Annotated in this window: 29 protein-coding genes; 13 read left to right on the top strand and 16 right to left on the bottom strand. The window is 58.5% G+C overall.

The features are described 5' to 3' along the window. The 3 genes from ACRZ9X_RS10780 to ACRZ9X_RS10770 all read right to left on the bottom strand — a co-directional run. Positions 1–232, bottom strand: a 232-nt coding sequence (locus tag ACRZ9X_RS10780; protein WP_480518623.1) for a GTP-binding protein, incomplete at its 3' end; no start/stop codon positions are given. Between the two features lie 115 nt (positions 233–347). Further along, positions 348–938: a hypothetical protein gene (locus tag ACRZ9X_RS10775; protein WP_480518621.1), complete on the bottom strand. Its 591-nt coding sequence runs from the start codon at positions 936–938 to the stop codon at positions 348–350. A gap of 98 nt (positions 939–1,036) precedes the next feature. Beyond that, a complete protein-coding gene (locus tag ACRZ9X_RS10770) occupies positions 1,037–3,385 on the bottom strand; it encodes a DNA topoisomerase IV subunit A (RefSeq protein ID WP_480518619.1) in 2,349 nt (782 codons plus the stop codon). A 202-nt stretch (positions 3,386–3,587) separates the two neighbouring features. Here ACRZ9X_RS10770 and ACRZ9X_RS10765 point away from each other — a divergent pair, with 202 nt between their 5' ends. The 6 genes from ACRZ9X_RS10765 (at position 3,588) to ACRZ9X_RS10740 (ending at position 7,894) form a co-directional block, all read left to right on the top strand. Continuing rightward, positions 3,588–4,193 carry an SH3 domain-containing protein gene (locus ACRZ9X_RS10765; RefSeq protein ID WP_480518617.1) on the top strand — a complete coding sequence of 202 codons (606 nt, stop codon included), beginning with the start codon at positions 3,588–3,590 and terminating at the stop codon, positions 4,191–4,193. A 69-nt stretch (positions 4,194–4,262) separates the two neighbouring features. Then, positions 4,263–5,090, top strand: coding sequence for an SDR family NAD(P)-dependent oxidoreductase (locus tag ACRZ9X_RS10760; RefSeq protein ID WP_480518615.1), 828 nt, complete (start codon positions 4,263–4,265; stop codon positions 5,088–5,090). A 77-nt stretch (positions 5,091–5,167) separates the two neighbouring features. Further along, positions 5,168–5,371, top strand: a complete 204-nt coding sequence (locus ACRZ9X_RS10755; protein ID WP_480518613.1) for a twin transmembrane helix small protein — start codon at positions 5,168–5,170, stop codon at positions 5,369–5,371. Beyond that, on the top strand, positions 5,372–5,944 hold the full coding sequence (locus ACRZ9X_RS10750; protein ID WP_480518611.1) for a cob(I)yrinic acid a,c-diamide adenosyltransferase: 573 nt from the start codon (positions 5,372–5,374) through the stop codon (positions 5,942–5,944). Positions 5,945–6,206: 262 nt separating this feature from the next. Beyond that, complete coding sequence (locus ACRZ9X_RS10745) at positions 6,207–6,965, top strand: electron transfer flavoprotein subunit beta/FixA family protein (protein ID WP_480518609.1); 759 nt, start codon at positions 6,207–6,209, stop codon at positions 6,963–6,965. Further along, positions 6,965–7,894, top strand: a complete 930-nt coding sequence (locus ACRZ9X_RS10740; RefSeq protein WP_480518607.1) for an electron transfer flavoprotein subunit alpha/FixB family protein — start codon at positions 6,965–6,967, stop codon at positions 7,892–7,894. The genes ACRZ9X_RS10745 and ACRZ9X_RS10740 overlap by 1 nt, the downstream gene beginning before the upstream one ends. Before the next feature lie 58 nt (positions 7,895–7,952). Here the strand turns inward: ACRZ9X_RS10740 and ACRZ9X_RS10735 are convergent, their stop codons facing one another. Then, positions 7,953–8,768: a DUF6473 family protein gene (locus ACRZ9X_RS10735; RefSeq protein ID WP_480518605.1), complete on the bottom strand. Its 816-nt coding sequence runs from the start codon at positions 8,766–8,768 to the stop codon at positions 7,953–7,955. 165 nt (positions 8,769–8,933) lie between these two features. On the opposite strand from ACRZ9X_RS10735, the gene ACRZ9X_RS10730 reads away from it, so the two are divergent. After that, a complete protein-coding gene (locus ACRZ9X_RS10730; protein WP_480518603.1) occupies positions 8,934–9,809 on the top strand; it encodes a 3-hydroxybutyryl-CoA dehydrogenase in 876 nt (291 codons plus the stop codon). A gap of 82 nt (positions 9,810–9,891) precedes the next feature. On the opposite strand, the gene ACRZ9X_RS10725 is transcribed toward ACRZ9X_RS10730, so the two are convergent. Genes ACRZ9X_RS10725 through ACRZ9X_RS10695 form a run of 7 tightly spaced genes read right to left on the bottom strand, consistent with a single transcriptional unit; the run spans position 9,892 to position 15,303 of the window. Then, the gene (locus ACRZ9X_RS10725; protein ID WP_480518601.1) at positions 9,892–10,785 is read right to left on the bottom strand and encodes a lysophospholipid acyltransferase family protein; all 894 of its coding nucleotides are present in this window, start codon (positions 10,783–10,785) and stop codon (positions 9,892–9,894) included. Between the two features lie 42 nt (positions 10,786–10,827). Beyond that, positions 10,828–11,097, bottom strand: a complete 270-nt coding sequence (locus tag ACRZ9X_RS10720) for an HPr family phosphocarrier protein (RefSeq protein ID WP_480518599.1) — start codon at positions 11,095–11,097, stop codon at positions 10,828–10,830. A 16-nt stretch (positions 11,098–11,113) separates the two neighbouring features. Next, on the bottom strand, positions 11,114–11,506 hold the full coding sequence (locus ACRZ9X_RS10715) for a PTS sugar transporter subunit IIA (RefSeq protein WP_480518596.1): 393 nt from the start codon (positions 11,504–11,506) through the stop codon (positions 11,114–11,116). Beyond that, positions 11,503–12,396: an RNase adapter RapZ gene (gene rapZ, locus ACRZ9X_RS10710; RefSeq protein WP_480518595.1), complete on the bottom strand. Its 894-nt coding sequence runs from the start codon at positions 12,394–12,396 to the stop codon at positions 11,503–11,505. The genes ACRZ9X_RS10715 and rapZ overlap by 4 nt, the downstream gene beginning before the upstream one ends. Continuing rightward, entirely contained in the window at positions 12,381–12,851 is a 471-nt protein-coding gene (locus ACRZ9X_RS10705) for an HPr kinase/phosphorylase (RefSeq protein ID WP_480518592.1), read from the bottom strand. Before ACRZ9X_RS10705 ends, rapZ begins: the two co-directional genes overlap by 16 nt. Before the next feature lie 3 nt (positions 12,852–12,854). Next, a complete protein-coding gene (locus ACRZ9X_RS10700; protein WP_480518590.1) occupies positions 12,855–14,564 on the bottom strand; it encodes an ATP-binding protein in 1,710 nt (569 codons plus the stop codon). 34 nt (positions 14,565–14,598) lie between these two features. Next, positions 14,599–15,303: a response regulator transcription factor gene (locus tag ACRZ9X_RS10695; RefSeq protein WP_480518588.1), complete on the bottom strand. Its 705-nt coding sequence runs from the start codon at positions 15,301–15,303 to the stop codon at positions 14,599–14,601. Between the two features lie 346 nt (positions 15,304–15,649). Between ACRZ9X_RS10695 and ACRZ9X_RS10690 the strand changes: the two genes are divergently transcribed. The 3 genes from ACRZ9X_RS10690 to ACRZ9X_RS10680 all read left to right on the top strand — a co-directional run bounded on the left by ACRZ9X_RS10690 (position 15,650) and on the right by ACRZ9X_RS10680 (position 18,456). Then, the gene (locus ACRZ9X_RS10690; protein WP_480518587.1) at positions 15,650–17,248 is read left to right on the top strand and encodes a phosphoenolpyruvate carboxykinase; all 1,599 of its coding nucleotides are present in this window, start codon (positions 15,650–15,652) and stop codon (positions 17,246–17,248) included. A gap of 341 nt (positions 17,249–17,589) precedes the next feature. After that, on the top strand, positions 17,590–17,880 hold the full coding sequence (locus ACRZ9X_RS10685) for a hypothetical protein (protein ID WP_480518585.1): 291 nt from the start codon (positions 17,590–17,592) through the stop codon (positions 17,878–17,880). Between the two features lie 33 nt (positions 17,881–17,913). Beyond that, positions 17,914–18,456, top strand: coding sequence for a hypothetical protein (locus ACRZ9X_RS10680; RefSeq protein ID WP_480518583.1), 543 nt, complete (start codon positions 17,914–17,916; stop codon positions 18,454–18,456). A 4-nt stretch (positions 18,457–18,460) separates the two neighbouring features. Here ACRZ9X_RS10680 and ACRZ9X_RS10675 read toward each other — a convergent pair whose 3' ends face one another. Further along, positions 18,461–19,225, bottom strand: coding sequence for a sulfite exporter TauE/SafE family protein (locus tag ACRZ9X_RS10675; RefSeq protein ID WP_480518581.1), 765 nt, complete (start codon positions 19,223–19,225; stop codon positions 18,461–18,463). Between the two features lie 144 nt (positions 19,226–19,369). On the opposite strand from ACRZ9X_RS10675, the gene ACRZ9X_RS10670 reads away from it, so the two are divergent. The 3 genes from ACRZ9X_RS10670 to ACRZ9X_RS10660 all read left to right on the top strand — a co-directional run bounded on the left by ACRZ9X_RS10670 (position 19,370) and on the right by ACRZ9X_RS10660 (position 22,216). Next, positions 19,370–21,061, top strand: coding sequence for an acyl-CoA dehydrogenase family protein (locus ACRZ9X_RS10670; protein ID WP_480518579.1), 1,692 nt, complete (start codon positions 19,370–19,372; stop codon positions 21,059–21,061). A 177-nt stretch (positions 21,062–21,238) separates the two neighbouring features. Next, on the top strand, positions 21,239–21,787 hold the full coding sequence (locus tag ACRZ9X_RS10665; RefSeq protein WP_480518576.1) for a hypothetical protein: 549 nt from the start codon (positions 21,239–21,241) through the stop codon (positions 21,785–21,787). A 36-nt stretch (positions 21,788–21,823) separates the two neighbouring features. Beyond that, on the top strand, positions 21,824–22,216 hold the full coding sequence (locus ACRZ9X_RS10660; RefSeq protein WP_480518574.1) for an META domain-containing protein: 393 nt from the start codon (positions 21,824–21,826) through the stop codon (positions 22,214–22,216). Here the strand turns inward: ACRZ9X_RS10660 and recO are convergent. From recO to era, 4 genes are all read right to left on the bottom strand, one after another. Beyond that, positions 22,200–22,925, bottom strand: a complete 726-nt coding sequence (recO, locus tag ACRZ9X_RS10655) for a DNA repair protein RecO (protein WP_480518572.1) — start codon at positions 22,923–22,925, stop codon at positions 22,200–22,202. The two genes, ACRZ9X_RS10660 and recO, sit on opposite strands and share 17 nt — an antisense overlap. A 7-nt stretch (positions 22,926–22,932) precedes the next feature. Beyond that, complete coding sequence (locus tag ACRZ9X_RS10650) at positions 22,933–23,604, bottom strand: YrbL family protein (protein ID WP_480518570.1); 672 nt, start codon at positions 23,602–23,604, stop codon at positions 22,933–22,935. Between the two features lie 79 nt (positions 23,605–23,683). Further along, positions 23,684–24,013, bottom strand: coding sequence for a DUF1491 family protein (locus tag ACRZ9X_RS10645; protein ID WP_480518568.1), 330 nt, complete (start codon positions 24,011–24,013; stop codon positions 23,684–23,686). A gap of 55 nt (positions 24,014–24,068) precedes the next feature. Next, positions 24,069–24,977 (bottom strand): GTPase Era, encoded by a 909-nt coding sequence (gene era / locus ACRZ9X_RS10640; RefSeq protein WP_480518566.1) that lies wholly within the window; start codon positions 24,975–24,977, stop codon positions 24,069–24,071. Between the last annotated feature and the right edge of the window lie 101 nt (positions 24,978–25,078).

Genomic DNA, 25,078 nt, shown 5'->3' with positions numbered 1-25,078 from the left:
GGCAGTCGACGTGCGCGTAGTGGCGGTTGTCGGTCTCGTATTCCACGTGGGCGGTCGAGATGGTGATGCCGCGCGCTTTCTCTTCCGGCGCACCGTCAATCTGGTCATACGCTTTGAAGTCACCAAAATACTTGGTGATTGCTGCGGTCAGCGTGGTCTTGCCGTGGTCAACGTGGCCAATCGTACCGATGTTGACGTGCGGCTTATTACGCTCAAACTTTTCCTTTGCCATTCCTCAGGCGCCCTTTTTGCAATTTGGGGGACCCTTGGTCCCGTGGTTACATCTGCGCGCGCGAGATATTTGGTTCAGGGGGGAAAATCAAGCACATCCTGAGGGAAAAGCGCCCTCATGCCGGATTTTGCGTGACCTCAACCGGGTTGAGCGGCTGGATCAGGTCGGGGCGCTTGTCGAACCAGCCGTTGTCCAGATGTTCTTCGGCCAGCCATTCTTCGACCCGGTCCGCAACCTTGAGGGCAAGCCCGCTCATCTGCTCTTCCTTGGTGCGCTCATGCCCGGAGCCTTTAAAGGCACTTCCGCCGGTCGTGTCTTCCAACACTTGGAACTGTTTGCCCTTGGCCAGAAATTCCTTCTTTTTCACGTCATAGACGTTCACCAGGACAATCGCTGTACTTCTGGGATTGTAGATCACCGGGATGCCCGGGGGGGCCAGCATATAGCCTTCCAGGCTGATGCCGATGTCATAATCCTGTGCGCCCTCGTAACGGCCCAAACGAATATCCACCGCATTCTGGATTGCCGCCGTCCACTCGTCCGGCGTGGCATCTCGCGAGACCGGGCCCTGTACCGCCTTGTCCGCAAAGGCATAATTGACCCGCAGCTTGAATTCACCCAGCGATTCAGGCTCCTCGTAAACCTGCGTCTGCGTACATGCGGCCATCAGGGCTAGCCCGGTGATAAGTGTCAAAATACGCAGCATGTCTCTCGTCTCGATAGGCCTGTTTTCTTTCGATGTAGCGCACCGATACGGGTTGTGCCAAGCCGTATCGGCGGAATTTCACCAAACACGCCCTTGGATCACGAGAACTTATAATCCCGCGGGAAGCCATAGGGGGCTTTCTTGCCCACGCCTGCGCGCTTGGCCAGCCACTGGGACATATCGGCCTCATGCCGGGTCTTGTCGCCGCCCATCGACCATTTAAGGCCCTCTTCCCAGTTGAACGTGGTCACGTCAGACAGACCGCCATCCAGTTCCAACGTGCCCTGACGCCCGCGTGCCATATTGTACTTCTGCAGGCGCACGCCCTTGCCGCGGGTCATCTCGGGCAATTCCTCGGTCGGGAAGACAAGGAACTTGCCGTTTTGCGAGACGACAGCCACGTGGTCGCCTTCAACCGGCTTACAGATCATCGCCGTCTCATCGCCTTTGACGTTCAGCACCTGTTTGCCGTTGCGGGTCTGCGCCAGCACCTCATCCTCGGGCACCATGAATCCGTTGCCCGCGTCCGAGGCCACAAGCAGCTTGCGCCCCGGTTTATGGATCAGGATGTCGATGATCTGCGCCTCGTTCGGCAGATCGACCATCAGACGCAGCGGTTCGCCCATACCACGCCCACCGGGCAGGTTGGCGGCGCTGACCGTATAAAAACGACCGTTCGAGGCGAAGACCAACAGACGATCCGTTGTTTCCGCATGGAAAATGAACCGTGGCCCGTCGCCGTCCTTGAACTTCAGCTCACGCTTCAGGTCGATATGGCCGGTCATGGCGCGAATCCAGCCCATCTGAGAGCAGACCACCGTGATCGGTTCCCGATCGATCATCGCCTCAAGCGGCACTTCCTCGACCTGTCCGGCCTCGGCGAACCGGGTACGGCGCGCGCCGCCTTCGTAGTCTTTGCCGAAGGTCTTCTTGGTCTCTTTCAACTGCTCAGCGATTTTTGCCCATTGCAAAGCGGGATCGGCTAGCAGGTCTTCGAGGTTGGCACGCTCCTCCATCAACGCGTCGCGCTCGCGTACCAGCTCCAACTCTTCCAGACGGCGCAAGGACCGCAGGCGCATGTTGAGGATAGCATCGACCTGAACCTCGGACAGTTCGCCCTCACCCGGCTTGGGCGAGACGTAGTCGGCCTCGCTGGTCGCGCGGATGTGGTCGATGCCCCAATCCTCTCGCATCAGCGCGGCCTTGGGATCATCGTCATAGCGGATGATGTCGATCACACGATCGAGGTTGAGGAAGGCGACGATAAAGCCCTCCAACACCTCAAGCCGATGGTCGATCTTCGCCATGCGGTGACGCGAGCGGCGGATCAGGACCTCTTGCCGGTGATCGAGGAAGGCGCGCAGCACTTCCTTCATCGAGCAGACCTTGGGCGTCACCCCGTCGATCAGCACGTTCATGTTCAGGCTGAACCGCACCTCAAGGTCCGAGTTGCGATAGAGCATGCCCATCAGCACCTCTGGGTCCACGTTCTTGGAACGCGGCTCAAGGATCAGGCGGATGTCATCGGCGGATTCGTCGCGCACATCGGCGAGGATCGGGATTTTCTTGGTTTGGATCAGTTCCGCGATCTTTTCGATCAGCTTGGATTTCTGAACCTGATAGGGGATCTCGGTGACCACTATCTGCCATTGGCCACGGCCCAGATCCTCGACCTCGAACTTGCAGCGCAGACGGAAGGACCCGCGCCCGGTGCGATAGGCTTGGGCAATGTTCTCGGGCGGCTCTACGATCACTCCGCCGGTCGGGAAATCCGGGCCGGGCACATAGTTCAGTAGCGTATCGTCGCGCGCATCCGGCGTTTTAATCAGATGCAGACAGGCATCGCATAGCTCGGCAATGTTATGTGGCGGAATATTGGTCGCCATGCCCACGGCGATGCCACTGGCACCATTGGCCAGCAGGTTCGGAAACTGAGCGGGCAGCACGACCGGCTCAGTCAGAGTGCCGTCGTAGTTGTCGCGGAAATCGACAGCGTCTTCGTTTAGACCCTCAAGCAGCGCTTCGGCCACGATGGTCATCCGCGCCTCGGTGTATCGCGAGGCCGCCGGGTTATCGCCGTCGATATTGCCGAAATTCCCCTGCCCGTCGACCAGCGGATAACGGACGTTAAAATCCTGCGCCAAACGCGCCATTGCGTCGTAAATCGCGGCGTCACCATGCGGGTGATAGTTGCCCATCACGTCGCCGGAGATTTTCGCCGACTTACGGAACCCCCCCGTCGCACTGAGTCGCAGCTCACGCATCGCATAGAGGATTCGCCTGTGAACCGGCTTCAGACCATCGCGCGCATCGGGCAAGGCGCGGTGCATGATGGTGGACAGCGCATAGGTCAGATAGCGTTCACCAATCGCGCGGCGCAGCGGTTCGGCTACCTCGCCCCCGTTGTCAGGGGCCTCCATGTTGGGGTCGTCGATCATGTCGTTCATACATGATGTGATACGACGCAAGCGCGGCTTGGTAAAGCAAGCAACACGCATTTTGCTGGGGACAAGTCGCGCTTTTTGCAACAGGGGGAGACAAGTCCCGGATTTCCCCGGTTTTTCGACTCGGGACCAAAAATATGCTAGCCTTTCATCAATTGAACTGCTGCCAGATTTTATTGTTACGATTGACCTTGGGGGATGCGCCATGACGCGCCTGATACTTGTTACCTTTGCCGCACTGGGCTGGTGTTTTTACATCATGAGCGGAGGACCGGATTTCGAGCCGCGCGGCCTGCGCAGCGATCAACCGGAACGCACAGCGGCTGCGCCCGAGCCTGCACCTGTGCGGCCTGCAAAAGCAGAAGCGCTTGTGACCAACGTCGCCGCCCGCACCCCGGCAAAACCTGTGGAACCGGCAGCCCCTCCACCCCAGATCGTTGTCTTTGAGGAAAGCGAACCCGGCCTCTTGACCGGTCGCCCCACTTTCGCAGCGCCAGGGGCGAATATCACTCTGGCATCGCTGGAGGATGGGCTGGCCGGAATCAGGCAGGCCCCACAAGAGGTCCAGAGCGATGCCGTCGAAATACCGGTCGTGCAGGAACTGCCAAAGGACATTCGCGAGATATCGGGCACCCGCGTCAATATGCGCGACGGCCCGGGAACGATCTATCCAATCATCGGCAAAGCGACCATCGGCCAAAAGGTCGAGGTGCTGAGCGAGTCCGGCACAGGTTGGCTGCGCCTGCGCGTGTTACCCGCGCGGCAGGTTGGTTGGATTTCTGCATCGCTTGTTCGGAAAACATCAAACTGACCTTGTGCCGTCATTGTCCAGACCGAATGTGCGCCATAGCTTTGGCGCAGACTCACACCCGGGACACCCATGCAGAAAACCATATTGATCACCGGCTGCTCGTCCGGCATCGGGCTGGACGCCGCACACGGAATGCGCGCGCGCGGATGGCGCGTATTTGCGTCCTGCCGACAGCAACGCGACTGCGACCGGTTGCGGGCGCAGGGTTTCGACAGCCCGCGCATTGATTACACCGATGCCGACAGTATCACATCGGGCCTGGCCGAAGTCCTTGAGGCAACCGGTGGCACATTGGACGCCCTTTTCAACAACGGCGCCCATGGCCTGCCGGGCGCGGTCGAAGATGTTCCCACGGAAGGCCTGCGCCAGATTTTTGAAACCAATGTCTTTGGCTGGCACGAACTGACCAGACAGGTGATTCCCGTCATGCGTGCCCAAGGGCATGGGCGGATTGTTCAGAATTCCTCGGTTCTGGGCCTGGTCGCCTATCCGTGGCGCGGGGCGTATGTCGCAACCAAATACGCAATCGAGGGCCTGTCGGACACGCTGCGGCTGGAGTTGCGCGACACCGATATCAAGGTCATTTTGATCGAACCCGGTCCGGTCACGTCGAAAATCCGCGAAAACGCAATTCCGGTCTTCGAGCGTTTTATCGACTGGGAAAACTCGGTCCTGCGCCAGCGATATGAGGATACGGTGATAAAACGTCTCTACGAATCCTCGGGACCAGACAGGTTCGAACTGCCCGCCTCGGCCGTGACTGCCAAGCTGGCCCATGCGGTCGAAGCCGCCCGCCCCCGCAGCCGCTATTATGTCACCACGCCCACCTATATCGCCGCCTATCTGCGCCGCATCCTGCCGACCCGCATGATCGACCGCATCCTGTCGGACGTCTGAGGCGAAATTACCCGTTCGCTTTTGCCGCCATCGGGGCTAGATGAGGGGCAACGAGACAAAACACGGACGGTGATCGCATGGACCTGTTGATGGTCATATTGCTTCTGGCCATGGCGGCGGTGGTTGCTGTGCTGGTCATTGGCATCTCGAATTTCGGAAAACCCGGCAAGGACGCCGCGATGAAAAGCAACAAGATGATGCGGTTGCGCATCCTGTTTCAGTTCATTGCCGTGGTGCTGATCGTGCTCTACGTCTATCTGCGCGGACAGGGAGTTCAATAGATGGTCGTTCTCAACAAGATCTACACGCGCACCGGAGATGATGGCAAAACCGCGCTTGGCAATGGCGAACGGGTTGCCAAATACGCGGGTCGCGTCGCAGCCTATGGCACCGTGGACGAGCTGAACTCGTTCGTCGGCGTGGCCCGCACCGAGGCCGAAGGCGAGGTCGAGGCCGCCCTGTCCCGCATCCAGAACGACCTGTTCGATCTGGGCGCTGATTTCTGCCGCCCCGACATGGATAAGGATGCCGAGGCGGAATACACCCCTTTGCGCATCGTGCCTGCCCAGATCGACCGGCTTGAGGCCGAGATCGACGCCATGAACGAAACGCTGGAACCTCTGCGCAGTTTCATCCTGCCCGGCGGCTCGCGTCTGGCAGCGCATCTGCATGTCTGCCGCACCGTCTCGCGCCGGGCCGAGCGTCTGGCGGTGGAACTGACCAACATGGAACCGGTGAACGAGGTGGCAGTCAAATACCTCAACCGTCTCAGCGACTGGTTCTTTGTCGCTGCGCGCTGTGCCAACGATAACGGGCGTGACGATGTTCTGTGGATTCCAGGCGCGAACCGCTGAAAGCGGAGCAACGTCCGGTGGACGTTGCGGCGATCGGAAGGGCGGAGCCCCGAACCGAAGGTCGGCGCGAACCGCTGATCTGCGCGCCCGGCGGAAATAAAATTTCGTTTCCTGTCGAAAAAATGACAAAACGCGACGTCCCGAAACCATGACGTGACGATTTTGCTCTGTTGCAGGGCATCACGACCCGCTATCTAAACCAGCGAGAGCATTGGTGGAGTCGCGGCGCGGCTTGCCGTTTTTGTAAGGAGCATACGCAAAAATGAAGGTACTTGTGCCTGTCAAGCGCGTGATCGACTACAACGTGAAGGTTCGCGTCAAAGCGGACGGCAGCGGTGTTGATCTCGCCAATGTCAAAATGTCGATGAACCCGTTCGACGAGATTGCCGTGGAAGAGGCGATCCGCCTGAAAGAAGCGGGCAAGGCTGACGAAGTGGTTGCTGTTTCGATCGGCGTCAAGCAGGCGCAGGAAACCCTGCGCACCGCGCTGGCCATGGGCGCCGACCGCGCCATTCTGGTCGTCGCAGCTGATGACGTCCATACCGATATCGAGCCGCTGGCCGTTGCGAAAATCCTGGCCAAAGTGGTCGAGGAAGAGCAGCCGGGCATCGTTCTGGCGGGCAAGCAGGCGATCGACAACGACATGAACGCCACCGGCCAGATGCTGTCGGCTCTGCTGGGCTGGTCGCAGGGCACCTTCGCGTCCGAACTGGACATCGAAGGCGACAGCGCAAAGATCACTCGCGAGGTTGACGGCGGTCTGCAGACCATCAGCGTCAAGATGCCGACCATCGTGACGGTTGATTTGCGCCTGAACGAGCCGCGCTATGCGTCGCTGCCCAACATCATGAAAGCGAAGAAAAAGCCGCTGGACGAGAAAACTGCCGCCGATTACGGCGTCGACGTCACCCCGCGTCTGGAAATCGTCAAGACCGACGAGCCGCCGGCGCGTGCTGCCGGGATCATCGTGGGCTCGGTCGACGAGCTGGTCGGGAAACTCAAAGAAGCGGGGGCTGTGTAATGGCTGTTCTTCTTCTGGCTGAAGTCAACAATGGTGAGCTGTCGCTGGACGCCACCGCCAAGGCTGTCAACGCTGCAAAAGTTCTGGGCGATGTGACCGTTCTGGCCGCAGGCGGTTCGGCCGCCGCTGCCGGTGAGGCCGCCGCCAAGATCGACGGCGTCTCCAAGGTTCTGGTGGCTGAAGATGCGTCGCTGGGTCACCGCCTGGCAGAATCGACGGCTGCGCTGATCGTGTCGCTGGCTGACGGGTACGAGCATATCGTTGCCCCCGCCACTACCGACGCCAAGAACGTCATGCCACGCGTGGCAGCACTTCTGGACGTGATGGTGATCTCGGATGCGTCCGGCGTGGTTGACGGCTCGACCTTCGAGCGTCCGATCTATGCGGGCAATGCGATCCAGACCGTGAAATCGAACGACGCCAAGAAAGTCGTCACCATTCGTACCGCCAGCTTTGACGCAGCAGGCGAAGGAGGGTCGGCCTCGGTTGAAACTGTCTCGGTTCCGGGTTCCGAAGGCCTGTCTGAATGGGTCGAGGACAAAGTGGCCGAAAGCGATCGTCCGGAACTGACCTCGGCTGGCGTTGTTGTTTCGGGTGGCCGTGGTGTCGGCTCGGAAGAGGACTTCAAACTGATCGAAACGCTGGCTGACAAGCTGGGCGCTGCCGTTGGCGCGTCGCGTGCCGCAGTTGACTCGGGCTACGCCCCGAATGACTGGCAGGTGGGCCAGACCGGTAAGGTTGTTGCCCCGGACCTTTATGTCGCTGTCGGCATCTCGGGCGCGATCCAGCACTTGGCCGGTATGAAGGACTCGAAGGTCATCGTTGCGATCAACAAGGACGAAGAAGCCCCGATCTTTCAGGTTGCCGATTTCGGACTGGTTGCCGACCTGTTCCAGGCAGTGCCGGAACTGACCGAGAAACTCGGCTGATCCAAGGCCGAGATTTTTCGTCGAAAAATCTTGCAAGGCCCGCCATTGGCGGGCCTTTTTATTCCGGATGCAGCATAGCCCGGGTCAATGCCTCGGCAATATGACGGTGGGTAGCTGGCCCGATCATGTGCTCGGCCATGGGTTGCTGCAATGTCCCAAACAGCATGTCCTCCAACTCATCCGAGTCACCGGATCGTCGCACCCGCAAAACAACTGATTTCGTGCCTGTCAGGTCCAGGGCTTTCACCATTTCAGCGTTCACCTGAACCGGATCATGACAGCAGATGCCACCCGAACAGGTTTCGATCTCGAGCCATAGTAGTAAGGCCGGAGGGGCGATTTGCCCCAGAAACCCGATCAGGTTTTTTGCCCAGCTTTGGCGCAACTCTTCCGCGACAACTTCAAAGCGCGCATCCGGGAACCGTTTGAGACGGGTCATGAGGTGCCGCACGAAGTGAACATCGGTAAATTCGATCTCAGGAAAAAGCGTTCTGAGGTCTTGCGTGGCTTCGATAATCCGGTCATTTCGGCGGGGATGCACCCGATAGAACCGATTGGATTGCCCTAAAACCCCGGGCAACTGCAGGACCACCAGTTCGGCGCTGTTGACCAACTCCAGCACCCCATCATCCTTGGCCAGTGCCTCAACCCCGCAGAACAGGCTGCCGAAGTTGATGCATCTCCGGTCCAGTTTGCGTTCAAGAACGGATGGAAATGGCTGATCGACGAATCGACCGAATGTCTCCTCTCCGCCCAGACAGGCCACATACGCGCTGTCTAATTTGCGCGCCGGGCCTCGGAACTGAAGTTTTGACGTGCCGTATCGACACATCGGATTGGCAGGACCATCCACGACAACTGGTTGATAGCTCATCACGCTCACCCAAATATTTCACCCGATAGCCATGTTGCCGCCGCAGGTCTTGAGAAATTCCTAATGTGCGCATTTGAAGCGAATTTGACCGAACCGCGCCTCTTGCCGCCCGACCCGATCTGCCGATACTGTCGCAACAATCCCGCGAACCAGAGGCAGCTGAACATGGATATCAAATCGGTCGGAGTGATTGGCGCAGGCCAGATGGGCAACGGTATTGCCCATGTGCTGGCACTGGCAGATTATGATGTGTTGCTGAATGATATCAGTCAGGACGCTTTGAACGACGCGATCAAGACAATCGAAGGCAATCTGGCTCGGCAGGCCTCGCGCGGGAAAATCAGCGATGAAGCGATGCAAACCGCTTTGGCCCGGATCACGACGACGCTGGACTTGCCGAAGCTGGGTCAAACCGATCTTGTGATCGAAGCGGCCACGGAGCGAGAAACCGTCAAACAGGCGATCTTTGAGGATCTGCAGCCACATCTGCTGCCTCATACGATCCTGACTTCGAACACATCGTCGATTTCGATCACACGTCTGGCCAGCCGAACAGATCGGCCCGAGAGATTCATGGGGTTCCATTTCATGAACCCTGTTCCGGTGATGCAGCTTGTCGAGCTGATCCGGGGCATTGCAACGGACGAAGAAACATTTGGCGCGTGCAAGGCGGTTGTGGATCGTCTTGGAAAAACCGCCGCCAGTGCTGAGGATTTTCCAGCCTTTATCGTAAATCGAATTCTGATGCCGATGATCAATGAGGCCGTTTACACGCTGTATGAAGGTGTCGGTAGCGTTCAGTCGATTGATCAGTCCATGAAGTTGGGGGCCAATCATCCGATGGGGCCATTGGAATTGGCGGATTTTATCGGGCTGGACACCTGTCTAGCCATTATGAACGTATTGCATGACGGGCTGGCAGACACCAAGTACCGGCCCTGTCCGCTGTTGACCAAATATGTCGAAGCGGGGTGGCTAGGGCGCAAAACCCAGCGCGGATTTTATGATTATCGCGGTGAAGTTCCGGTTCCGACACGGTAGCTGAAAAAGGGGACCAGCCCCCTCGCCCCGGATTTCATCCGGGCTCACCCCCGGGATATTTCCAGCCAGATGAAGGCGCGGATCAGCTTTTTGGGCCGAGCGCCAGCGTGTGCTTTCTGAGCCAGGCCATGAAGCCGCGCGGATCACGTTCGAGCATCTGCATGTCTTTATCGGAAATCGGGTCGCCGATCACCGGTGATTGCGGTTTATTGCAAGAGCGGACGATCTCATGCAGCAAAAGGCCTTGCCGCAAAATTGCGGAAAGCTTGTTCGCAATCTGATAGGCGCGCGAGTTTCTGCCTGGGAAATAGATCGGGACAACCTGCGCACCGGAACGGCGGATCATCTTGGCGGTAAAGACATTCCATTCCCGTTCAATGGCCGGACCGAACCAATCATCCGAAGACATCACGACACCGGACGGGAACAGGGCAACCACGCCGCCGTTTTTCAGATGCTCCATCGCCTTGCCGCGCATTTCCAGCATTTTCGCCTGCGCCTCGGGGTCATGCGGGAACGGGACAGGGATCATGAACGAGGTCGCGGCCTCATCCAGACCGGTCAGGACCGAGCGGGTCAGAATGCGATAATCGTTCCGTTTCCGGCCAATCAGTTCAGCCAGGATCATCCCATCGACCATCCCGTGCGGATGGTTGGCCACGACCACGACCGGGCCTTTTTGGGGAATACGGTCGATCTGGCTTTGCGGAGTGGTCAGATCGATGCCCATGACCTCAAGAGCACCGCCCCAGAACCGTTGACCACGGTAGTATTCGTTCTTCTTTTCGAACTTGTTGACCATACGCAGAATGGTCAGCTTGCCGGTACACCATTCGATGGCGCGAATGGCCGTCGATGTCCAGGCGTCGTCAAAGGAATTTGCATAGGTCAGAGTTCTACGGTCGTAGATTTCACCCTGATCGTCGGTCCCGTCCACGACCGGTCCTGTTTTGGTATCGTGCGTCGTTTCCGCCAATTCCTGGTCTTCCCGTTCTTGGTGTCGCGGCAGGGTTATGCCCTAGAAGCCCTCTCCGAACTTGTCGTTCACCAGCGTTTCCAGCGCCTCTGCCAACGCCTCAGCATCCGGGCCGGACGTCTCGACGTCAATAGTGGTTCCACGCGACGCTGCCAACATCAAAAGCCCCATGATACTGTCCCCCGATGCAGAAAGCCCATCACGAGAAACCTCGGCTGACGCATCGAAGCCTTCCACAACCTCTACCAGCTTGGCCGAAGCGCGGGCGTGCAGGCCTTTTTCATTTATTATTTTCAAGCTTTTGAGGGTCATTCAGGTCAATCCGGATTTATTCAAATGTCACGTTTTGCGCATTGATATACTTGCGCCCGGCCTCCATGGCCAAACGCACCGCTTCGGCCACCGGCAAGTGGCGACTTTTGGCCAGTTTTATCAACAAGGGCAGATTCGCACCGTAGAGGATTCGCCGATCCTGCGGCGCGCAGGCGCGCAGGCTGAGATTCGATGGGCTGCCGCCAAACAGATCGGTCACCACAACGACGCCGTCGCCTGTGTCGACGTGATCGGCAGCGCGGCAGATCTCCGCCTGCTTTTCTTCGCGGTCATGTTCGGGTTCGATTGCAATCGCCACGAGGCCTGGCTGTTTGCCGACCACATGCTGCGTGGCGGCAAGATACTCCTGCGCCAATCCGCCATGTGCTACGATCACGATACCGATCAACCCGGCCTCACATTCAACGCTCGTCGTTCCATTTCGCGGTGCCTAATTGACACCTGCTGGCCGCCTTCTGCAAGGGCCTTTGCAACCGCTTCCGCCACGGCGACTGAACGGTGCTGCCCCCCCGTGCATCCGAAGGCCACGGATAGATGGGCTTTACCCTCGGCCCGGAAAGCTGGCAAGAGCGTGGTCAGCAAATCACTAACCCGGTCGACGAAAGGACCGTAATTCGCATCCGCCTGAACATAAGATGCAACATCCGGGTTGCGACCGTCTTCGGCGCGCAATTCCGGACGCCAGTAGGGATTGGCCAGAAACCGGCAATCGAACACCATGTCCAATCCGCGCGGCAGGCCGCGTTTATAGGAAAACGATTCGATGGACACGGCCAGATGCCTCCCGTCCCGAGGAGCAAACCAGCGCTCGACCTCGTCGCGCAGTTGATGAACATTCAAGGGGCTGGTGTCGATCAGAGTATCCGCAATTTCGCGAATCGGAGCCAATAGCTCCTTTTCCTGTTGAATCCCCGTCTCGGGGCTTGCGTCCATGGCAACCGGGTGGCGGCGTCGCGTTTCGGAAAAGCGCCGCAGCAGCACATCTTCGCTGCAGTCCAGATAAAGCGTCGTCAGGTCCACGTTTTCCATGCGTCCCAACTTGGCAGCCAGTTCGATGAACCCGATCGTCGAGAAATCTCGGTTTCGGGCATCAATACCCAATGCCATGGGACGCTTGAGGTCCGCGCCGTCCAACAGACGGGACAACAACCGCATGGGCAGATTGTCGATTGCTTCGAACCCCAGGTCTTCCAGCACGTGGATCGCGGTCGAGCGGCCCGCACCTGACGGGCCAGTTACCAGGACAATCTGCCGCTGAGAGGTCATGTGCTCGGCCATTCCGGGTCAACCCGCCCCATTTTTGCAAGTTGCATCAATGCTGCCGCCAAATTGGGGATGCCGCGCGCGCGAAGCAAGGGAACAGTTTGCCTCAGCAGCAGAATTTCGGTCGGCTCAGGTAAACGGCTGTCTGCCGCGTCCTGCAGATCGACAATGTAAGACACGTGAACGGCCCCAACCGATTGAGCGCGCAACAGACCGATCCCGCGCGCTTCGATCAAACCGCTGATCGCGGGGACCGCGTTTGCGATGAGTTGCCCCTTTTGAGTGCTCAACGCGACTTGGTCATCCGCCACAAACTGCGCGCCCAGCGCCATCAACTGCAAGGCAAGACCCGATTTGCCCGCACCGGACGGCCCGGTGATCAACAGGCCATGACCTTGAACCGCGACGCAACTGGCATGAAGACGGGCTGTGTCGCAATCCGCATATTCTGACAGCGGAGCCGCGCCCATGGCTTAGACGGGAAGTCCCACAACGAAGCGCGCACCCAGAGGTTCCGAGGTGATATCGGTTTCCGTTGGCCGGATGTTTTCGGCCCAGATTACGCCCCCATGAGCCTCAACGATTTGCTTGGAGATCGCGAGGCCAAGACCCGAGTTGTTGCCAAAGTGCTCTTCCGGGCGTTCCGAATAAAAGCGTTTGAAAATCTTGGTCAGCGCCTGTTCCGGAATGCCCGGGCCGGTGTCCTCGACAACGATCAGAACCCGGTTGTCGCGGCGTCGTACCCAGACACGAATGGCATCGCTTTCCTCGCAGAAGGAGATGGCGTTGGTGATCAGATTGACAAAAACCTGCGCCAACCGCGCCTCAAGCCCGTTAACAATGATTGGACCGGGGGGCAGGTCGGTGATGTAGTCGATGCCTTTCTTTTTTGCATCCTCACCAAGAAACTGGCCGATATTGTTGAGAAGGTTGAGCAGATCAAACGCCTGTTCTTCTTCTTTTACCAATTCAGCGTCCAGCCGCGACGCGTTCGAGATGTCGCTGACCAAACGGTCCAACCTGCGTACATCATGTTCGATCACACCCAGCAGCTTTTCGCGCTGGTCATCGCGTTTGACCATCCGAAGCGTGCCCACGGCCGACTGCAAACTGGCCAGCGGGTTCTTGATCTCATGCGCGACGTCAGCGGCAAATTGTTCGTTGGCATCGATCCGGTTATAAAGCGCTGTCACCATTCCACGCAAAGCCTGGCTGAGACGTCCGATTTCGTCCGGGCGCGCACTGAGGTCGGGGATGCGGATACGACCGGGATTGACCCCTGCGCCCCGATCCTTGCCCAACTCTGCAGCCGAGGCCAGATCTGCCAAAGGATTGGCAATGGTAGACGCCAGCACGAGGCTGAGACCGATAGACACCAGCAAGGCCACGACGAACATCTGCAGAATGCGTTCCTGTTCTTTCCGTGCCAGCGCATCGATCTCACCAGCGGGGCCTGCCATCGCGACCGCCCCGACAAGAACGCTGTTCAGACGAATGGGCGCGGCGGCCACGATGACGGTTTCTCCGGCCTCGTCCTGAACCGCTTGTACCTGCAAGTCGCCATCCAGCGTGCGCGGAATGATTTCCTGAACACGTTGGGCAAGGGTTGGCGGGTCACTGGCAGGCGCGTTGCTGATGATCGAGGAAAGCCCGTTCCAGACCGCGTTCAATGTGTCGCTGATCAGGGTGCCGCCCGTCGCCCCGCTGGAATTCGACCTGAGTAGCCCGGGAAACTCTGGCACAGCGGTTGCCCCGCGGGTCCAGCCGATCAGAGTGCCGGAGCTGTCATAGACAAATACTTCACCGCCTTCCGGCAGGCTGAGGCCGGACAGAGTGTCGTTCACGTCAAGTGCGATTGATGCCCCGATACCAGGCTGCCGCAACTGCGTCTCAAACACGTTGCTGACAAGTCGCGCATCACCGATCAGGTTTCCTGCAGTTTGCTGAACCCGATCCTTCCGCGAATCATCCAGATACAGCAGGCCCGCCACAAGAATGACCAGCGCGATCAGGTTGAACGTGATGATCCGACGCGCCAAAGGCGAATTGCGCAGGGAAAAAAGGTTCCGCCGCGACCGCCTGGCCCGCAGTTCGGCAGACTCGGGGTCCTGGGGGATGACCCAGTCATCCCCAAGAACAACGTCACCGTCGCGCATTTCATTGACTTGCTCGGTATCGCGCACGAGACCTCTTTACTCCTGCAGGCAGCAGGCGCGTTTACTCTTCGTTGTACCGATATCCGATGCCGTACAGTGTTTCGATGGCCGAAAACTCGGAATCGGCAGCACGCATCTTTTTGCGCAAACGCTTAATATGGCTGTCGATGGTCCGGTCATCTACGTAAACCTGATCGTCATAGGCCACATCCATCAGCTGATCGCGGCTTTTGACAAAGCCGGGCCGTTGGGCCAGCGCCTGCAACAGCAGGAATTCGGTCACGGTCAAAGAGACGTCATTGCCTTTCCAGCTCACCGAGTGACGCAACGGGTCCATGCGCAGCTCTCCACGCTCCATAACCTTGGCATCGCCGGCGTTTGTATTGGCAACATCGCCTTCGGTGGCTTCCTGCCGACGCAGAAGCGCACGAATGCGTTCGACCAGCAGGCGTTGCGAGAAAGGTTTCTTGACATAGTCATCCGCGCCCATGCGCAGACCCAGAACCTCGTCGATTTCATCATCCTTGGACGTCAGGAAAATGACCGGCATCTGTGTTTTCTGCCGCAAACGCTGCAACAAATCCATGCCGTCCATACGCGGCATCTTGATATCCAGCACGGCCATGTCCGGAAGCTTTTTGTTGAACGCATCCAGCGCCGCCTGACCGTCATTATAAGTTTCAACCTCAAAGCCTTCGGCCTCAAGCGTCATGGATACGGACGTCAGAATGTTTCTGTCGTCATCCACCAGTGCAATCTTAGACATCGGGTTTACCCCTGTTCCTGCTCAAACACGCAATATTCCGCCTATTAGTAGAGTATTTTTGGCTTTTTTAAGGCTGCGAATCAAATTGTATCTATAAATCGTGAGATTGTTGCCACACAGTTGCGGCAAAAAAGCCGTATCGTTTCCCGGAAAAGCGCCTGAATTTCCGACAGGAAAACCGTGGTGGCGCTAAACCTGGACTTGGTTGCGCTAACTGCGTCAAACCCTCCTGTTCATGCCCCAAATGACCATGATAAGACCCGCGCATCCGCCGGTTTTTCCCGGCCTATTGCCCAAGGCGCACGCGGCCCAACCGCCTTCGCGCCGCCACACGGAGAAGACACACATGACATCTGGACGGGTTAACCCGCAATTCCGCCTCGAGGATCAGGGCATCGAGGGTCTGGGCAATGTCTATTACAATTTCATGGAACCCGCGCTGATCGAAGAAGCATTGAAGCGCGGCGAAGGCACGCTGGGCAATGGCGGTGCTTTTCTGGTGACCACCGGCAAATTCACCGGCCGATCCCCCAAGGACAAACATGTCGTCAAGACCGACAGCGTGGCCGACAGCATCTGGTGGGAAAACAATGCCGAGATGAGCCCTGAAGGGTTCGATGCGCTTCATGCCGATATGCTGGAGCATATGAAGGGCCGCGACTACTTCGTGCAGGATCTGGTCGGCGGGGCTGATCCGGCCTATTCGATCAATGTGCGCATGGTCACGGAACTGGCCTGGCACAATCTGTTCATCCGCCATCTGCTGCGCCGTCCGGACCGCGAGGACCTAGATGACTTCACCGCGGATTTCACCATCATCAACTGCCCCAGCTTTCAGGCCGACCCGGCCAAGCATGGGTGTCGCAGCGAGACGGTGATCGCGCTGAACTTTGACCGCAAGCTGATCCTGATCGGCGGCACCGAATATGCAGGCGAGAACAAGAAATCCGTCTTTACACTGCTGAACTACATGCTGCCTGAGAAAGGCGTGATGCCGATGCACTGCTCGGCCAACCATGCGGTCGGCAACCCTGTTGATACTGCGGTGTTCTTTGGCCTGTCAGGCACTGGAAAAACCACCCTCTCGGCCGACCCGGCCCGCATTCTGATCGGCGACGACGAGCACGGCTGGTCAGATCGCGGCACCTTCAATTTCGAGGGCGGCTGCTATGCCAAGACAATCAACCTGAACGCCGAGGCCGAGCCGGAAATCTACGCCACCACCAGCAAGTTTGGCACCGTGATCGAAAACATGGTCTTTGATCCGGAAACCAAAGAGCTGGATTTCGAAGATGACTCGCTGACAGCGAACATGCGCTGCGCCTACCCGCTTGAATACATTTCGAACGCGTCAAAAAGCGCGTTGGGCGGGCACCCCAAGAACATCATCATGCTGACCTGTGACGCGTTTGGCGTCCTGCCTCCGATCGCACGGCTGACACCGGCACAGGCGATGTATCACTTCCTGTCAGGCTTCACATCCAAAGTGGCCGGGACCGAGCGGGGTGTGACCGAGCCGCAGCCCACATTCTCGACCTGCTTCGGCGCGCCCTTCATGCCGCGTCGCCCCGAAGAATACGGCAACCTGCTGCGTGACAAGATTGCCCAGCACGGCGCCACCTGCTGGCTGGTCAACACCGGCTGGACCGGTGGCGCTTATGGCGTGGGCAGCCGGATGCCGATCCGGGCCACACGGGCCCTGCTGACTGCCGCTTTGGAAGGATCGCTGCGTGACGCCGAATTCCGCAAGGATGCCAATTTCGGCTTTGATGTTCCTGTCTCGGTTCCCGGCGTCGCCGAAGTCTTGCTGGACCCGCGCCGCACCTGGGACGATCAGGCCGCGTTTGACCGTCAGGCTGAAAAGCTGGTGCAGATGTTCGCCGAGAATTTCGAACAGTATGTTCCCTTCATCGACGACGACATCAAAGCCGTCGCAATCGGGTAATTGCGCAGATGGGGGCAATTATGCCCCCATTGACCGATTACGCTGAAACCCGGTGCAATCGGTGCGGTTGCAACACGAGCTCACGCAAAAATGCATTGCGACAAAAGAGCTGTTGGGATATCGAACCCCATCAGTCAGGTGCCTGTGGCTGTGTTTCAGATTATGCAGGTGTCGGACCGTGAACCAGAGGTCAGCCGCGCACGCTCAGTCAATACTGCGTGCCGGACGATCCCAAAATGTAACGATCAAAGCCACTTGGGGATGAGTGTCAGTTTGAAATGTTAACCGGGTTCTCGCAGCCTCAATCATCTCGCACCGACACGATAAATGACAGGTAGACCATGACAGAAATTTCGAAACTCACGGAACTGCGCAAACTGATGCAAAGCATGGAAAAGACGCTGGGGCTGGAGGAGCTTTCTCCTGTCGAACGCGACATCTACTATGCCGCCGAAGAGCTTTCGAAAGCGGACCAAGAGGTTCGCACATTTGGCCTGATCGAGCACACACTGGTCAAAAGCGTCTCGCGCCCCACGTTCTTCCGGGCGCTCAAATCGCTGGTGCAGAAGGGCTACCTTTCGCAAAGCGGCAACGCCAATCGCGGGCGGTACGTCGTTCATGCCCCCAGGTGATACCGCAAGCCTGCGCATTGATGGCTGAATGCCGTGCGCAGGTGGGTCTCGGACACATTTTTCGCCTCTCTGGCCTATGTGGCTGCATCATTCCTCACCTTCGAGGTGCTGATGCCGCTGCAAAACATGTTTTTTCCTGAATATCCAAGCCGCGCCAGTCTGCTGTTTCTGCCGCATGGCGTCCGCGTGCTGACTGCGTGGCTGCTGGGCTGGCGCGCCATTTTTGCCTTGCTGCCCGGCGTGTTCCTTGTCTTCTTTGCCATTGGCGGGGTCGATGTGTTTGCGCCCAGCCGGTTGCTGGCCATAGGCATCGCGGTCACAACTGTCCCTGCAGTGTTTTATCTATGCAAATGGTTGGGATGGGACCTGTTCCCCAGCCCCGACCGCAAGCCCTGCTGGCTGTGTATCATGGGGGTCGGGGTCGTGACTTCGTTCCTGGTTGCCAGCCTGACCAATCTGGCATTTGGCAGCGCAACTGCGGAATTTATAGCCTATCTGATCGGAGACATCTCGGGCCTGTTCTTCCTGATGCTAGGGCTGCTCTATGCGTTCAGACTGATGGAAAAGCGCGGCTAACGCCTCAACCCAACAATCCGCGACGCAGCAGGTTGAACCCGGCGATCAATAATACCAGCAACGTCAGCTTGCGAAATTGGGCCTGATCAATCCGATTTTGCAGAGAAAGCCCACACCACATGCCCAGCACCGCAGGCGTCACCAGCAGGGCCGAAAACACCGCAGTTTCGGCCCGCAGGATACCCGACCCCAAATGCGCCAGCATCAAAGCCACCGCCCCCAGCCCGTAGATCACCCCTTGCACGCGCATCTGGTCACGTTTTGGCGTGTTCAGCGCCGTCAGATATGCCACGGTCGGCGGCCCCCAAACACCGGACATCCCTCCGACAAAGCCTGCGACGGCGCCGATTGCTGCCTCGACACGCAATGAAGGGTTCTGCAAGGTCAGCCGCAGCCCCAACAGCTGAACCAGCGCGAAAAAAAACACCGGAAGCCCGATCACCAGCAGGAAAGTCTTTGTCGGCAAAACACTGACCAACTGTGCCCCTCCTAACAGAAAGATCAGCCCGACCCCCAGAAAGACCCGAAATTGACGGACAGAGGCGATCGCCGCCATTGGTCCTTCGCGCAGCGCCTGCAGGCCATTGGTTGCCAATGTCGGCAGAATCAGCCCTGCCAATGCAAGATCGGGCGGCAACAGGATGCTGAGCCCGGACACCAATACCATCGGCATAGCGAACCCAACCATGCCTTTGATCCATCCCGCAACAAATGCAACAATCAGAGCGAGGTAGAAATCCTGCGGACTCATGAGTGAAAACAGCGCCATATCGCTTTCATATCACCCGTGCAGAATTCTGCATTGCAAAAACGATCTCGTAATTTTCGAACTTTTTCAGGCATTATTACGTATTTTTGTTGCGCTGCACGTGCAGCATGATATGACCAGACGACCTTGAGAAGGACGTGACTGATGGCCCATGACGGACAGGATTTGACCACCATGACCCAACCGACGGTATTGCCCGATCTGTTGACGCTGACCGCTACTGCCCTGCCGGCGGTCGAAACGGTTTTCACCCGCGCACGCGCCTCGGTCCGCGACATGGTCTCGCAGGATGGCAAGGTTTCTGGTGCTCTGATCGAAGCGCACCAGACAGCGGCACATGGGTTGTCATGGCTGGCCACCTACCATCAGGCATTGCAGCAGATGCAACGCTGGGCCGAGGCGCTGACGGCCGATGGCAAGTTCGGCGAGATCGAACAGTTGCTGCACCAGATCGCATTTGGCGAATACCTGCATCAGATTGCCGGCGGCATCCCGATGAATCAGGGCGAGGTCGTGCGCCTTCAGGACCTCGGGCTCGGCTGGGATGCGCTCTCGGGTTTCCAATGCAGCGAGGTTCAGACTTTGATGGCCCAGGCCAATTCGCAAGCAGCGCGAACGCGGCTTGTGGAATTGATGGAGGATCAGGCCGGAGCCACGATGTTCGGGGCCTCGGGTCTGGATGAAGAGCTTGAGATGATCCGGGATCAGTTCCGTCGCTACGCGCAGGAAAAGGTCGAACCGCACGCCCATGACTGGCACCTCAAGGACGAATTGATCCCGATCGAAGTTATTGAAGACCTGGCAGAGATGGGTGTTTTCGGCCTGACCATCCCCGAAAAATTTGGCGGCTTCGGCTTGTCCAAAGCCTCGATGTGCGTGGTCTCGGAAGAGTTGTCGCGCGGTTATATCGGAGTGGGGTCGCTGGGCACCCGGTCCGAGATTGCGGCAGAGTTGATTATTGCGGGTGGCACCGACGCCCAGAAAGAGAATTGGCTGCCCAAAATCGCCAGCGCCGAGATTCTGCCGACGGCCGTCTTTACCGAACCCAACACCGGATCGGACCTCGGCAGCCTGCGCACCCGCGCGGTCAAGGATGAAAGTGGCGACTACCAGATCACCGGCAACAAAACCTGGATCACCCATGCTGCGCGCACCCATGTGATGACATTGCTGGCGCGTACCAACCCTGACACCACCGACCATCGCGGCCTGTCCATGTTTTTGGCCGAAAAGACCCCCGGCACTGAGGAAGACCCCTTCCCAACGTCCGGCATGACCGGTGGCGAGATCGAGGTTCTGGGCTATCGCGGGATGAAGGAATACGAGTTGGGCTTTGACGGCTTCAAAGTCAGGGGCGAGAACCTGCTGGGCGGCGAAGAAGGCAAGGGCTTCAAGCAACTGATGGAAACCTTCGAATCCGCCCGCATCCAGACAGCGGCCCGCGCCATCGGTGTGGCGCAAAGCGCGCTGGATATCGCCATGCAATACGCGCAAGACCGCAAACAATTCGGCAAATCGCTGATCAATTTCCCCCGGGTCTCGGGCAAACTGGCAATGATGGCAGTCGAAATCATGATCGCGCGACAGCTGACCTATTTCTCGGCCTGGGAAAAGGACCATGGCCAGCGCTGCGATCTCGAGGCCGGAATGGCCAAGTTGCTGGGCGCGCGGGTTGCTTGGGCTGCGGCGGATAACGGGTTGCAGATCCATGGTGGCAATGGATTCGCACTGGAATACAAGATCAGCCGCGTTTTGTGCGATGCACGCATTCTGAACATTTTTGAAGGGGCTGCTGAGATTCAGGCACAGGTGATTGCCCGGCGTCTGCTGGGCTGACCATTTCAGCACCCTGTTTCCCCAACTTGACCCGGCGCCCGCGCCGGGTCTTTTTTCGCACCTTTCATACTCACCTCTCTGTCATTGTGGACGGAATGGCGCGAAATCTCCCCCTAGGATTCCCCTTTCAGGATCGGTAGATCACCGGGCGACACAGTCCGAGCAGGTGGCACAAACATGATCCGATTGACGCTGGTCCTATTGGCAGCCCTCGCGACGCTGGGCGGCTGTGCGACGCCTCGACCCACTGTCACCCAATCCGGCATTGATAAGTTGGCGCAGGCCATCCAAAGCCTTGACCCAAAGGTTGACCCCGCCGAGGCCCAGGACGCGGCGCGCATAGCTTATACATATTCTCAGAATCTGGCCGAGGAATGGCGGATCACCGATCCGGCCATCGTCCATAACGCCAAGATCATCAATGGGTTCCGTCAATTCGGGCTATGCAACGATTGGGCGCAAGCTATGACCACACGGCTGCGGCAAGAAAATTTCCACACACTCGATCTGCATTGGGCCACGTCTCCTCCAACCGCGTTCAGGATCATCCATCACTCGGCCCTGATCAGCGCCAAGGGGGACTCGATGTATGATGGCATCATTCTGGACCCGTGGCGCAACAGTGGCGCGCTGTACTGGTCAGCGGTGCGCGAGGACACCAGATATAACTGGCGTCCGCGTCAGGATGTGCGCGACGCGTTGCTCAGCGGCGCAAACCCCTATTGAGGCGGCTCGACGCCGCAACCGAAGGACAGAACGCCCATGTTACGCCGGACCCTGATTCTCCCCCTGCTGGCTCTGTTTCAATGCGACAGGGATGAGACCGTTGCGGCTTATGCTGCCGCGGATAGGACCTGGGTTTTGCAACAGATCGACGGAGAACCCTTCGCGACCAGTGCCCTGTTGCAATTTCCTGAAGATGGTAAAATCACCGGACATGGTCCATGCAACAGCTTCAACGCCACCCTGAACGCGCCTTATCCCTGGTTCGAAATTCAGAACCTGTCGGCAACGCGGGCAGCCTGTGCAGGGCTTGAGGCCGAGGGGGTTTTCTTTGCCGCTTTGCTGGCCATGACACAGTCGGAAGTATCCGGCGACGTGTTGATCCTTCGAAATGACGCCGGGCACGAGATGGTCTTCAAAGCCGCCGAGTGAAATGTTCCACAAATCGCTCTCGGGCCTCGGGCAATGGATTGTGGCCCAGCGACGGGGCCAATCGATGGTTTAGGAAATACCCGGTGGTCCTGAACCCGTCGGCAACTTCCGTGTCCTCGCCCTGCCCTTCTCCCCTGAGGCACGGGGGCAGCGGCAACAGCCTGTCCGCCCAGTCTCCGGCCCCGGCCGCACTGACAGCCCGACCTGTTTTGGGCGACACGTATTTCAGCCCTTCCGACGCTCCCGTGACCGCACATTGACTAAGGTCCAGACCAAACCCCAACTCTTCCAACACCGCCAACTCCCAGCGCAGATAAGCCAGGGGCCAAATGTCGTCCTGCCCCAGCAGGTCCAACAGTTGTTCGGTCGTTTTGTACAGCTCCGGATGTGGTTGACGTTCGGGCATCGAGAAGGACAGCAGCGAGACCACCGCATTCAACCCGGACAACGCCAAACGCCCCGAGAACGCTGCCGCCGCTCGGGACCGGAGCGGTTCGACCTGAAACGTGCCGATATGCTCCTCAAGCCTAGCGCGCCATAGAACATCCAGCTGCGCTCCGGGCTGCAGGATCGGCGCAATCTTGCGACTGGTTCCACCACGGACCACCCCGGCGTGACGGCCATGGGATTGGGTGAACACCTCGATGATCGCCGCGGTCTCACCATGGCGGCGCGTGGTCAACAATATCCCTTGGTCGCGCCAGTCCAAGCCGCGCTCACAGCATCATGCGCTTGCGGCGGCGCGCCGAGGATTTCCGGAAGGCCCAGTCGCTGATCAGGGTCAGTGGCAGCATAATGCGTTCCCCCAACCCGTCGATGACCACCAGTTTTCCGCCCCGTTCCTGCGCACGCACGATGTTCTGGCGGCTGATGTCGCCGACAATGATCCGACCGTTTTCCAGATCAGTCAGCAATTCGTCCAGTTCCTTCATCAACGCAGCGTGCCGTGGGTCGCTTTTCGGAACTCCGCGCAACTCTTCGGTAATCGTTTGCGCCAGATCGCCGTCGGGGCCAGTCATTTTCTCCACCGCAATCGCAGGCCCTTCCGAGGTTTGCGCATAGCCATAGAACCCGGCCAGCCGCCAGATTTCAGGGCACCCCCGGCTCATGGCGGCAAGGTATTCATTGGCCTCACGCTGCCATTGTCTGAGGTTGCTGTACCGGAATGTGGAATATCGTTTGAAAAACCGTTTACGCGGTTTGTCCGTCCGGACCTTCAATAGCACGCCTTCAAAATGGGGATGGTCGTAAATCTTGTAATTGCGGCTGGCCCGCAATGGATTTTGATTGCTGAGGTCGATCATACCTTCATCCCATTCGCCTGTGATCGGAACCGCCGTTTGGTCCGATCCAAAGGCCCCCGCATCTTTGACCAGACCGACGACCATATTCCGCCTGAGTATTTGCGCCCGCTCTGGACTTGCAACCCAAAAGCTACGCAATCGCAATGCCATGCACAATGCCGGGTCAGTCGAGACCTTCATCTCCTAGCAAATGCCGCCCGTTCCGGTCTTCCACTTCTATCACCCACAGATCGGGATCAAATCCACGTTGACGTGAGATGGCCTGATCCACCTCGGCCTCGGGGCCCCTGGCAAGCTCGACCCATTTCCGATCGCCGCTCATCAGGTCAAAGCTGCGCTGGAAGGCGGTTGCATCGCCATCCAGCGTGTTAAGCTTGACCAGCACTGCGCCTGCCGTGTCATCGCCATGGGTGACGACAAAAGCGGGGATGTCCTGAAACCGAAGCCGTGCCAGGTAGGCATGAACCCAAAACTCCGCCGTCAGCCGGGTCATGGTGCCGTCCTGTCCGTTTGTGCCGAGAATTTTCGTCGAAAATTCTTCGCCCGTGTCATGCGTTACCGTCTTTGAAATCCAAACCCATTTCCGAGTAGCGCTCGGATTCCTCCAGCCAGTTGGGCCGGACCTTGACCTGCAGAAACAGGTGGATCTTGCGATCAAGAAACTCTTCCAGTTCCGCCCGCGCGGCCTGACTGACAGCCTTGATGGTCTCGCCCCGCTTGCCCAACACAATGCCCTTGTGACCGTCGCGCATGACATAGATGACCTGATCTATCTTGGCAGACCCGTCCTTGCGTTCTTCCCAGTTTTCGGTCTCGACGGTCAGTTGATAGGGCAACTCCTGATGCAGGCGCAGGGTCAGTTTCTCGCGAGTCATCTCGGCCGCAATCATGCGCATCGGCAGGTCGGCGATCTGGTCTTCGGGGTAGAGCCACGGGCCTTCGGGCAGCTCTGCGGCCAGCCATTTGCGCAGATCGTCAACGCCATGGCCTTTCTCGGCCGAGATCATGAAGGTTTCGGCAAAGGGATAGCGCACGTTCAGGTCGCTGGTGAGCGCCAGCAGTTTTTCCGAGGGAACCTTGTCGATCTTGTTGATTGCCAGCGCGATGGTGCGGCCCTGCCCGATTTCTTCCAGTCCCTCGAGGATGCGTTCGACCCCTTCAGTGATACCACGATGGGCCTCGACCATCAGCACAACCACATCGGCATCAGCAGCCCCGCCCCAGGCGGCGGCGACCATGGCACGGTCCAGCCGGCGGCGCGGTTTGAAGAGGCCCGGCGTGTCCACGAAAACCAACTGCGCATCGCCTTCCATCACCACACCGCGAATACGGGCACGGGTGGTCTGGACCTTATGTGTCACAATCGAGACCTTGGCCCCGACCATGCGGTTCAGAAGGGTGGATTTGCCTGCGTTGGGCTCTCCGATCAGGGCAATGAATCCGGCGCGTGTGGTCATGGGTGATGCGATCCTGTTTGCAAGTGCGCACCCCTATAGCAGAAAGGACCGGTGGGCCAGAGGGATTTGTCGAAATGCAAAGAGCGCGCGTATTCCAGAAG

Source organism: Ruegeria sp. AL1, assembly GCF_056540905.1.
The sequence above is the reverse complement of the archived record's forward strand: the minus strand, read 5'-3'. Positions and strand labels throughout refer to the sequence as shown.

Bases quoted from the DNA above. Each gene is read 5' to 3' on its own strand.
- ACRZ9X_RS10775 (WP_480518621.1), bottom strand. From the start codon at position 938: ATGCTGCGTATTTTGACACTTATCACCGGGCTAGCCCTGATGGCCGCA.
- ACRZ9X_RS10770 (WP_480518619.1), bottom strand. From the start codon at position 3,385: ATGAACGACATGATCGACGACCCCAACATGGAGGCCCCTGACAACGGG.
- ACRZ9X_RS10765 (WP_480518617.1), top strand. From the start codon at position 3,588: ATGACGCGCCTGATACTTGTTACCTTTGCCGCACTGGGCTGGTGTTTT.
- ACRZ9X_RS10760 (WP_480518615.1), top strand. From the start codon at position 4,263: ATGCAGAAAACCATATTGATCACCGGCTGCTCGTCCGGCATCGGGCTG.
- ACRZ9X_RS10755 (WP_480518613.1), top strand. From the start codon at position 5,168: ATGGACCTGTTGATGGTCATATTGCTTCTGGCCATGGCGGCGGTGGTT.
- ACRZ9X_RS10750 (WP_480518611.1), top strand. From the start codon at position 5,372: ATGGTCGTTCTCAACAAGATCTACACGCGCACCGGAGATGATGGCAAA.
- ACRZ9X_RS10745 (WP_480518609.1), top strand. From the start codon at position 6,207: ATGAAGGTACTTGTGCCTGTCAAGCGCGTGATCGACTACAACGTGAAG.
- ACRZ9X_RS10740 (WP_480518607.1), top strand. From the start codon at position 6,965: ATGGCTGTTCTTCTTCTGGCTGAAGTCAACAATGGTGAGCTGTCGCTG.
- ACRZ9X_RS10735 (WP_480518605.1), bottom strand. From the start codon at position 8,768: ATGAGCTATCAACCAGTTGTCGTGGATGGTCCTGCCAATCCGATGTGT.
- ACRZ9X_RS10730 (WP_480518603.1), top strand. From the start codon at position 8,934: ATGGATATCAAATCGGTCGGAGTGATTGGCGCAGGCCAGATGGGCAAC.
- ACRZ9X_RS10720 (WP_480518599.1), bottom strand. From the start codon at position 11,097: ATGACCCTCAAAAGCTTGAAAATAATAAATGAAAAAGGCCTGCACGCC.
- rapZ (WP_480518595.1), bottom strand. From the start codon at position 12,396: ATGGCCGAGCACATGACCTCTCAGCGGCAGATTGTCCTGGTAACTGGC.
- ACRZ9X_RS10705 (WP_480518592.1), bottom strand. From the start codon at position 12,851: ATGGGCGCGGCTCCGCTGTCAGAATATGCGGATTGCGACACAGCCCGT.
- ACRZ9X_RS10695 (WP_480518588.1), bottom strand. From the start codon at position 15,303: ATGTCTAAGATTGCACTGGTGGATGACGACAGAAACATTCTGACGTCC.
- ACRZ9X_RS10690 (WP_480518587.1), top strand. From the start codon at position 15,650: ATGACATCTGGACGGGTTAACCCGCAATTCCGCCTCGAGGATCAGGGC.
- ACRZ9X_RS10685 (WP_480518585.1), top strand. From the start codon at position 17,590: ATGACAGAAATTTCGAAACTCACGGAACTGCGCAAACTGATGCAAAGC.
- ACRZ9X_RS10675 (WP_480518581.1), bottom strand. From the start codon at position 19,225: ATGGCGCTGTTTTCACTCATGAGTCCGCAGGATTTCTACCTCGCTCTG.
- ACRZ9X_RS10670 (WP_480518579.1), top strand. From the start codon at position 19,370: ATGGCCCATGACGGACAGGATTTGACCACCATGACCCAACCGACGGTA.
- ACRZ9X_RS10665 (WP_480518576.1), top strand. From the start codon at position 21,239: ATGATCCGATTGACGCTGGTCCTATTGGCAGCCCTCGCGACGCTGGGC.
- ACRZ9X_RS10660 (WP_480518574.1), top strand. From the start codon at position 21,824: ATGTTACGCCGGACCCTGATTCTCCCCCTGCTGGCTCTGTTTCAATGC.
- ACRZ9X_RS10650 (WP_480518570.1), bottom strand. From the start codon at position 23,604: ATGGTCGTCGGTCTGGTCAAAGATGCGGGGGCCTTTGGATCGGACCAA.
- ACRZ9X_RS10645 (WP_480518568.1), bottom strand. From the start codon at position 24,013: ATGACCCGGCTGACGGCGGAGTTTTGGGTTCATGCCTACCTGGCACGG.
- era (WP_480518566.1), bottom strand. From the start codon at position 24,977: ATGACCACACGCGCCGGATTCATTGCCCTGATCGGAGAGCCCAACGCA.